Source organism: Anaeroplasma sp. (genome assembly GCF_034179385.1).
GTDB lineage: Bacteria > Bacillota_I > Bacilli_A > Acholeplasmatales > Anaeroplasmataceae > Anaeroplasma.
Genome location: NZ_JAXFPY010000134.1, coordinates 1 through 8666, shown reverse-complemented (window position 1 = coordinate 8666; position 8666 = coordinate 1). Strand labels below are relative to the sequence as shown.

The following is an 8666-nucleotide window of genomic DNA, read 5'->3' as shown; positions in this document are numbered from 1 at the left end:
TATCTACAGAAGAAAAAAATGCCAAAGCAATTCATGTATATGAGGAAAATGGCTTTAAAAAGACAAAGGATTATTGTGGTGAAGAAATTATATTAAAATATGATTTAAGTAAGTAATGTAAATTGTATTCATTATGGAGTCCTTTGCCAATCAAGTACAATAGGATTGATACTGGCTATCAGTCCTTTTTTTCTTTTCATATCATATCTTTTGTTATATTTTCTAATTTCATAAATTCACTTGTCGGTTTTCCGCACCTGTTAAAAGCATATCAAATTCTATTAGAGTCATTGCAATCCCTCAAGTAATGATTTATCACAGGATACATTTTATCTTAACTTAATTGTCACAAATTATTTTGACATATGCAATAAGTACACGGTTATAATAATTATAAAATGATTTCAAAAAAGTATTTTTTAACTTAATACATAGGCTTTAATAACAAATATTTGAAGTTTCAAATAGGAACTATAGAATTTTTAAGAAATGTAGATAAAAATTGGAATTGTTTTTTCAAGAGAATTGGTGTATATTCTTTCTAATACTAGCTATTTTTGGGGGTGAGAATTATGATAAAGGAATATAAAAATGGTGATGAATTCTTAATGGAAAATCTATCAAGCTTGGAATTAAATCCTTATATGACAAGCCTAATTATAGCAGATGCTAAAGCATTAATGGAGATCTCTAAATCAAATTATGCATTAAAAATCGAAGAAGATGATCAAAAGCTTTTAGCTATAAGAATTGAACCATTTCATTTATTATTTTATGGAGAGGAAAAGCTTCTTTCTAAGCTATTAGAATATATTGATGAAAAGGAATATAGATATGATGGAATTTTCACGTCTACTATAATTGGAGATGAGCTATTAAGATTAAATATGGGATATCATAAAGATATAGGAATGGATTTTATGATTGCAGATTCTATATTTGAACCATCCTCGAATAAGGTTATAACCCCATCCTTATCAGATTTAGATGAAATCTATAAAAATATGATAGAATTTGTTAAGGATTGTGGATTACAAGATAAGATCTATAAAGAAAAAATCCAAGAAAAATTAGATCATTATAGAGTAATCAAGGTAGGAAATGAAATCGTAAGCATGGCCTCCTATTCTATAGAAAGTAAGGATTCTATAAGAATAACTCATGTATATACGAAAAAGGAATACAGAGGATTAAAATATGCAAGAATGGTAGTAAATACTCTTAAGAATGAAATCATTTCTATGGGCTATAAGGCAACTTTAAATGTGGATCAGAAAAATCCTATTTCCTATCATTTATATACCTCACTAGGCTTTAAGAGGATGTTTTCTCAAGCAATTTATTTAAAATAAATGTATAAAGTATGAAGTTATTATGCAAAGAAAAGAAAAAATAATTTCAAATAGAATCCTTTTAATGCCCCTAAGAGATATAGATTATATACCAATGATGGAAATGGTTAAGGATGATAAAATTAAAGAAACCTATATACTTTCTGATTTTTCAAAGATAGATGAGGAAGCCTCCTTTTTCCATCATTTAAAGGAATTATCCTCAAGTTTAACAAAATTCATTTATGGCATATATTATAACGATCTATTGGTAGGCTTTATAAATGAGGTGGATAAAAACGAAAGAGAAATAGAGCTTGGCTATTTCATAAGCCCAAAATACTCTTGTTCTGGATTTGCAACAGAAGCCTTAGGTATTGCTATAGATCATTTATTTGAAATGGGCTATTCTATGGTTTATGCTTCTTGCTTTGAAGAAAATATTGCAAGTGCTAAGGTTATGCAAAAGTGCGGAATGTTTTTATTAAATAGGAAGGATACTATAGAATATAGAGGTAAAGTTCATAATTGTATTTATTATGGAATAAGAAGGATAGATAAAGAAAAATATGAAACCCTTATTGGAGATAAAATAATCCTAAGAGCTGCAAAAAAACTCGATTATTCATCTATGCTTAAAAATGTATGGGGAGATATAGATGTATATAAGTGGATGCTATATGCTCCAACACTTGATGAAGAGGATGCCATAAAAAGAAATGAAAGATCTATCCTCTTTCAAAAGAATCATTATGCATATTATATTGCCCTTAAGGATAGCAATATGGCGATTGGCCTATGTGGAATAAGAGAATATGAAGAGGGAAGATTCGAAGAAACAGGTATATGTATTGGTAAGGAATACCAAGGGATGGGCATTGGTAAGGAGGTAGTTTCTTTACTATTAGATTTATCTTTCGATAAGCTTATGGCTAAGGATTTTCGATATGGCTATTTCCATGATAATATAAAATCTATGAAGCTTGCCCAATCCTTTCAATTTACCTATGATCATGAAACTCTTTTGATAAGACCATGGGATAAGGAGAAAAAAAGGATAACCATATGTATTTTAAAAAAAGAGGATTATGAAAAATCCTTAAAGAAATAGATTCCATATTCTGTTTTTGAGTGGTTTGAGCTATCAAACCATTTTCTCTTGTGATGGATTTTTAATACCTTCTATGGTATAATAAATTGAGGTATTATATATGGATATAAAGGAATATTTATTAAGCATTGATGAAATAAATACAGCTATATATACGATTAAAAAGAATGTAAGCATGAAGATACAGCTTGTAGCTCCATATAAAAGAAAAGAGGAAGCAGGCTTCATTTTAGTTTTAGGAGGTTCTTTTTTTTCTCATATAAATACTCTAGATGGTATTTATATAAATGAATTTATGAATGCTATAAATAAAGGATTATATCCTATATTAGATAAAAAGAGCTTTGATTATGTACTAGAGGATACTCTAAGGAATTTAAAAGAGTTGCTTCCTATAGTATCTATTGTTGATGCTACCAAAAGGCTTCATACACTCTTCGATGAAATTAGAAGATATATGAATCATACCTTACTTAAAAAGGAACTAAAAAGAATTGAACCATATACCTATTCTATTCTTTATCATAGACCCTGTAAGGTTATGGTAAATAGTGATTTAAAGAATACCTCCATTCATGAAATGCATGAGGTATTAAATTCATTAAATCACCAAAATATATTAACGATAATATATCCAAAATCCTTTACAGAGGATTCCAATTTTTCTTCTTATTTACTAGAAAAAAAATCCTTCTATAATACTTATATTTCTAGTGGTGCTATGCCTATATGTGGCATAGAAAGATTAAAGGAATCTGGCTTAGATGAAATTATTATACCCATTTTCTCTATGGATCCATTCATAGAAGAAAGATTAAGTGGTAATAAAATAAAGGAATTAATGTCTTTAATTAAGCTATCCTTAACAGTAGGACTAAAGGTAACTATAGAAACAAAAATAAGAGAAGAAAATAAGGATTATCTATCCTTACTTAAATATCTTTATTCTATCGGAGTTTATAGCTTCATTATTGATTTTGATGATGCATTAAAGGATAAGGATATATTACTTAAGAGAATTCATTATTTTTCTTTAATGTATTTATTAGATATTAAACTTTCTACCTATGGAATATTAAAGGATAAGGAAATTAAAAGATTAGGTATTTATCCATATTATAAGGAGGATAGGGTATCCACCTATTATACAAAGAGTGATTTTAAGCTTTATGCAGATAAGGAATTCAAGTATTTGCTCGGAAGCTTATCTATGGAAAAAATAGAAAATATATTTCATTCTAGTCTTGCAAAAAGATTGAGGAAAGAATCTTTAAAGAGGAAATAAAATGAGAAATAAAGTGACGAAGGAAAGGCCAGAAAAAATTGAATATACCGCATCATTTAAGGTAAACCGTAGTGATGAGCTATTAGAATTCTTACTTAAAAAGATGAATACATCAAGAAATAATGTAAAGAATTTATTATCCCATCATATGGTATTAGTTAATGGTAGCCCTGTAAGCCAGTATAATTTAATGCTTGCGAAGGATGATGAGGTTAAAATTACAAAAAAGCCACAGCTTGATATGCCAAGAGTTAAAAACAATTCCAAAAATAAAAAGGATAAGCCTAAAAGAGTTTATCTTGATATTCTTTATGAGGATGATGATTTTATTGCGATCAATAAGCCAAATGGCTTATTAAGTGTAGAAAGCGATAAGGAAAGAGAATGTGCATTTTCCTATGTTTTAGAATATATGCAGGAAAATGACCCAAAATCTAGACCGTTCGTACTACATAGAATCGATAAGGAAACGAGTGGTGTATTAGTTTTTGCTAAAAATGTTAAAATTCATTCCATGCTAAAGCTCAATTGGAATGAATATATAAAAACAAGAGAATATTTTGCTATGGTAGAGGGAACACTAAAGGAAAAGGAAGGCAGAATAACCTCTTATTTAAAGGAAAACCAAAACAATTTGGTTTATTCCACACAAGACCCATCCGGTCTACTTGCGGTAACGGATTATAAGGTCAAAAAGGAAAACGGACAATATTCCTTATTATCCGTATTGATCTTTACAGGAAGAAAGAACCAAATTCGTGTTCATATGCACGATATTGGTAATCCTATTGTAGGTGATGACAAATATGGGTGTACAAAGAATCCATTAAAGAGGCTAGGACTCCATGCCTCTCGTTTAGAGTTTTTGCACCCAATCACAAAGGAGCTAATCTCCATTAAGGCTCCTGTACCTAACATTTTCTATGGACCATTTGAGAAGGAGAGATAACATGAATAGTGAAGAATATTTATCCTTTATGGTTTCTTATTTTAAAAAGAATAGAGCTATTGCAAAGGATATTGTAGAGAAATATATAAATTCAGAATCTATGAGTGTAAATTTAGATGCATTTATATCCATGCTACCTGAAATTCTATATAGCCTATATAATTTTATTTCTACTTCCGATTATGTTTCTAAAATCATCAAGGATGATTGTGAAACATTAGAAAATGATTATCTGAAATTAACAGAAAAGCTTATATATATTTGGACACATGCAAGCATTCCTTTAACTATTTCTTGGGAAAGGAATTCAAGCGAATTCTATAGAAGAATTCTAATCCCTCTACGCTTCAATTTGTCCGATATTATGTATGGTGCATTATCTACCATGAGAAGTCAAATGAGTGAGCTTGTCTATCTTGAGGTAGGTGAATATGCTTTTGTATCCAATAAAGAATATAGTGATCAGGATGATTATACCTATTTAGCATCCGATTATGCATCCTATGCGATTTATAGCTTAAATGATGCTAAAATGTGTTATGGATATATGGATCCTTGGATTTTTAATATCAAAGCAAATCATATCAGAATCCTAGATGATTCTAAGGCTTTAGAGCCTATGCTTCTTATAGATGCAAAGGGCTTTGGTATTTTTGAGGGAAACCAAGAAAATGTCTTATTTTCCATAGGAGATCCTATGTATCAAACAAAGGATAATGTTAAAGCAAAAGAAATGCTAGGTGTAGATTTTTCTGATACCAAAATAGAGGATATAAAAGCAAACCTAAGGGAAAGCTTCTACCTTACACAGTATAGGTATGAGGCTAAAGAAGAATAATAGGAGAAAAAATGAAATACGCTTTATTAATTGATTCAGAAAATGCTGAACCAAGAATGGATGAGGTATTCCAGGAATTAACGAAGCTTGGGGATACCCCAATTCGTTATTTAATCGGGAATTTTACCCAAATTCCGCAGACGCATCCATGGTTAAAAATAGCTCAAAAGCATGCAATTACATGCGTGCAGACTATGAATTTTACAAAGGGAAAGAATTCGCTAGATATTTCCCTAGTTATTGAAGGTATGAAGGTCTTATATGAAAAAACCTTCATCGATGGAGTTATCATTGTCGCATCCGATTCCGATTACACCCCACTTGCAAGAGAATGGAGAAACGCAGGTAAAGAGGTTATTGGAATTGGAAGAAAGCTAACTCCAGAATCCTATAGAGCTTCCTGTACGAAATTTATCTATTCTGAAAACATCTATAATAAAAAGACAATTGAAGAAGAGGATAATGGTACAGAAATTGTTTCTATTGAAAAAATATATGAAATCATTGAGGCAGTACTAAATGAAAATAATGGTATGGCACAGCTATCTGTTATTGTGGAGTCCATTCGTAAGGCCTATACGGATTTCGATGTAAGAAATTATGGCTATCAAAAGGCTAGAGACTTCTTCCAAGCATCCTTTAATAATAAGCTAAAGCTCACAGAGGAAAAGAAGAATTCCTATTTCCTATCCTTCCGCGATAAGCTTGATGAGGAGGTAAGAATTGTCATACCTCTAAAGGAAGAAAAAAAGGCTATAAAAAAGGAAACCAAAAAGGTTTCCAAAAAAGAAGTGAAAAAAGCTTCTACAAAGCCTGAAAAGAAAAAGGCTTCAAAGCCTAAGAGTGCCAATTCCAAGCCAAAGGTAACTATCGTAGAGGATGATTTGGCATTATAAGAGGGGGGATATTCCCTCTTATTTTTTTCTTATTTTCGCAATAAAGAAGCCTTCAAAATATTCATTTGGTAAAACGAGTAGGCACCCCTCAATTTTGGTTGGAAGTAGGGGTAAGCCTCTAAATTCAATAGGTACTATTTCTATATTGAATTCCTTTAAGGCACGAGATATAATCTCTTCATTTTCTATAGGAAGTATGGAGCATGTAGAATAAACCATACAAGAATTAGGCTTTAATATTTGAATTGCCTTTTTTAGTAATTCATATTGAAGATGTGCTGAATTTTTTACTAAATCATAGCTGAATGCCTTTAGTGCCTTTCTATTATTTAAATCAATAGTACCAGACCCACTACATGGTGCGTCTAGTAAAATTTTATCGAAGGAGAAGAAATCATCTAGCATTTTAGCATCAGTTCTCATCACAAAAACATTTTTCGCATTTTGTACCTCTATGTTATGCTTTAGCCTTTCTGCTCGAATTTTATTGACCTCACAGGCGGTAATCTGTGCTTTACCGTTGGATAAGGCAGCCATCATAGTGGTCTTTCCACCTGGCGCTGCAGCCATATCTAATATGGTATCCGTTTCCTTGATATCTAAAAATAGAGGTGGAAGCATTGAAGATAAGCTTTGAAAATAGATTAGCCCATCCGAAACGAGCTTTGTATCATAGAATTCCTTTGCAGATCGAGCGGGTAAAATATATGCATGCTCAATAGCATCATATTTTATATATTTTACTTGCATAGAATCTAAGATATCTAATACCTCTTTGTCACAGGATTTTAATGTATTGACTCTAAAGGTGGTATATCGCTTTATAGAATACCCCTCAAGGATTTTATTTACAAGTTTGAGATCATATTCCTTTTTTAATAAATCGATTAAGAATTTAGGCGCATTATTTTCCATGATTTATACCTCAAAAAGAATTATATCATAAGTTCTATTTATTTTTCAAAAAGATGAAAGTATATTTCATGATTTTTCGTATATAATGAAATAGACCTTGTCAATTTTATGCAGAAAAAAATAAAAAATATAATATATAAAATATCTAAAATGCTTAATATAAACCCGCCAAAAATTCTATTTGGTATATTTGGAAATTCCTTTTATACTGCTGGAGTATGCCATATTCATGTATATGATTCCTATAATAAAACATTATTCTTAGCTCTTCATGAATTAAGACATCATTACCAATATACTTATATGATGCATATAGAGGATTCTATATCGAATAAAATAAAGGACGAATGGAATGGATGCATCCCCTATGATGCATCCTATATAGAAGGAGATGCCTATACATTTAGCTTATTTGTATTTCAAATGATTTTACATATTCCCTATAAAATAGAAAATAAGACAAAGGAAATGATAATCCATTTCTTAAGGGAGAATTCCTTTATTTTTTCTGCCTTCTTGTAGTATAATTGATAGTAGAGAAATAAAAGTATAAAAGAGGTTTCTATGGAAGATAAGAAGATAGATGAAATTAATGACATTATGACATTATTTTTAGATAATCTAACAGAGATTGCAAAAATACATACCGAATACATGGAAAAATTAGGTGTTGATCATGAATATACCAAATTTGCTAAAGGGATGGTAAAGCTATTTAATCAATACCAAAGATTATATTCCTATATTTTAGATCAAGAGGATTATGCTCGTCATTTAGTTAAGGTATCCGAATATGCTAAGGAGGTATTATCCTATAAGCCGTATGAATTGCTTTTAGGCAATTATTTTAAAAGAAAATTTACTCTTAAGAGAAACAAGCCTCTAAGAGAAGCTGCTATGAAAAAGCTTGATTTAGAAATCGATAGGATTAATGAAATCATCAATAAGGATGTAAAGATAGAAGAAAAAGAAGGCGTATAATATGTATTTAAATAGACTTGAAAGTGTATATAAACATATGGAAAGAGATGGCTTACATCAAGCCATTATCTCCGATAAGAATGCATTATTTTATTTGTTTGGTTTCCATTTTGAATCTGGTGAGAGAATGATTGCATTATTACTTAGAAGCAATATGCGGCCCATATTCGTTCTAAATGATTTATTTTCCTTTAGCGATAAGGATGTCGATGTCATTTATTATAACGAGAGTGAGAATGGTCCAGATAAATTATTGCCCTATATAAAGCATTATATGGCCTTAGGTATCGATAAATCCTTTCCATCTAGATTCTTAATAGCCCTAATGGATTTACATGCGGCAAGTGCCTATAAGACATC

At 30.5% G+C, this 8666-nt stretch carries 10 protein-coding genes; 9 read left to right on the top strand and 1 reads right to left on the bottom strand.

All coding sequences use genetic code 11. From position 1 onward, the window contains the following. Nucleotides 1–572 precede the first annotated feature (572 nt). The 6 genes from SPJ17_RS08990 to SPJ17_RS08965 all read left to right on the top strand — a co-directional run bounded on the left by SPJ17_RS08990 (nt 573) and on the right by SPJ17_RS08965 (nt 6410). Nucleotides 573–1352 carry a GNAT family N-acetyltransferase gene (locus SPJ17_RS08990; protein ID WP_321094936.1) on the top strand — a complete coding sequence of 260 codons (780 nt, stop codon included), beginning with the start codon at nt 573–575 and terminating at the stop codon, nt 1350–1352. A 22-nt stretch (nt 1353–1374) separates the two neighbouring features. Further along, nucleotides 1375–2442: a GNAT family N-acetyltransferase gene (locus SPJ17_RS08985; protein WP_321094934.1), complete on the top strand. Its 1068-nt coding sequence runs from the start codon at nt 1375–1377 to the stop codon at nt 2440–2442. A gap of 100 nt (nt 2443–2542) precedes the next feature. Next, entirely contained in the window at nt 2543–3727 is a 1185-nt protein-coding gene (locus SPJ17_RS08980) for a hypothetical protein (RefSeq protein WP_321094932.1), read from the top strand. Between the two features lies 1 nt (nt 3728). After that, a complete protein-coding gene (locus tag SPJ17_RS08975) occupies nt 3729–4676 on the top strand; it encodes an RluA family pseudouridine synthase (protein ID WP_321094930.1) in 948 nt (315 codons plus the stop codon). A 1-nt stretch (nt 4677) separates the two neighbouring features. After that, nucleotides 4678–5514, top strand: coding sequence for a hypothetical protein (locus SPJ17_RS08970; protein ID WP_321094927.1), 837 nt, complete (start codon nt 4678–4680; stop codon nt 5512–5514). Between the two features lie 11 nt (nt 5515–5525). Continuing rightward, nucleotides 5526–6410 carry an NYN domain-containing protein gene (locus SPJ17_RS08965; protein ID WP_321094925.1) on the top strand — a complete coding sequence of 295 codons (885 nt, stop codon included), beginning with the start codon at nt 5526–5528 and terminating at the stop codon, nt 6408–6410. Nucleotides 6411–6428: 18 nt separating this feature from the next. Here the strand turns inward: SPJ17_RS08965 and SPJ17_RS08960 are convergent, their stop codons facing one another. Continuing rightward, nucleotides 6429–7325, bottom strand: a complete 897-nt coding sequence (locus tag SPJ17_RS08960; protein ID WP_321094923.1) for an RsmB/NOP family class I SAM-dependent RNA methyltransferase — start codon at nt 7323–7325, stop codon at nt 6429–6431. Between the two features lie 150 nt (nt 7326–7475). Between SPJ17_RS08960 and SPJ17_RS08955 the strand changes: the two genes are divergently transcribed. From SPJ17_RS08955 to SPJ17_RS08945, 3 genes are all read left to right on the top strand, one after another. Further along, nucleotides 7476–7847, top strand: coding sequence for a hypothetical protein (locus SPJ17_RS08955; protein ID WP_321094920.1), 372 nt, complete (start codon nt 7476–7478; stop codon nt 7845–7847). A 42-nt stretch (nt 7848–7889) separates the two neighbouring features. After that, nucleotides 7890–8306, top strand: coding sequence for a hypothetical protein (locus tag SPJ17_RS08950; RefSeq protein WP_321094918.1), 417 nt, complete (start codon nt 7890–7892; stop codon nt 8304–8306). A gap of 1 nt (nt 8307) precedes the next feature. Beyond that, nucleotides 8308–8666: aminopeptidase P family N-terminal domain-containing protein (locus SPJ17_RS08945; protein ID WP_321094917.1), on the top strand; the 359-nt coding region annotated here is incomplete at its 3' end.

Bases quoted from the DNA above. Each gene is read 5' to 3' on its own strand.
- SPJ17_RS08990 (WP_321094936.1), top strand. From the start codon at position 573: ATGATAAAGGAATATAAAAATGGTGATGAATTCTTAATGGAAAATCTA.
- SPJ17_RS08985 (WP_321094934.1), top strand. From the start codon at position 1,375: ATGCAAAGAAAAGAAAAAATAATTTCAAATAGAATCCTTTTAATGCCC.
- SPJ17_RS08980 (WP_321094932.1), top strand. From the start codon at position 2,543: ATGGATATAAAGGAATATTTATTAAGCATTGATGAAATAAATACAGCT.
- SPJ17_RS08975 (WP_321094930.1), top strand. From the start codon at position 3,729: ATGAGAAATAAAGTGACGAAGGAAAGGCCAGAAAAAATTGAATATACC.
- SPJ17_RS08970 (WP_321094927.1), top strand. From the start codon at position 4,678: ATGAATAGTGAAGAATATTTATCCTTTATGGTTTCTTATTTTAAAAAG.
- SPJ17_RS08965 (WP_321094925.1), top strand. From the start codon at position 5,526: ATGAAATACGCTTTATTAATTGATTCAGAAAATGCTGAACCAAGAATG.
- SPJ17_RS08960 (WP_321094923.1), bottom strand. From the start codon at position 7,325: ATGGAAAATAATGCGCCTAAATTCTTAATCGATTTATTAAAAAAGGAA.
- SPJ17_RS08955 (WP_321094920.1), top strand. From the start codon at position 7,476: ATGCTTAATATAAACCCGCCAAAAATTCTATTTGGTATATTTGGAAAT.
- SPJ17_RS08950 (WP_321094918.1), top strand. From the start codon at position 7,890: ATGGAAGATAAGAAGATAGATGAAATTAATGACATTATGACATTATTT.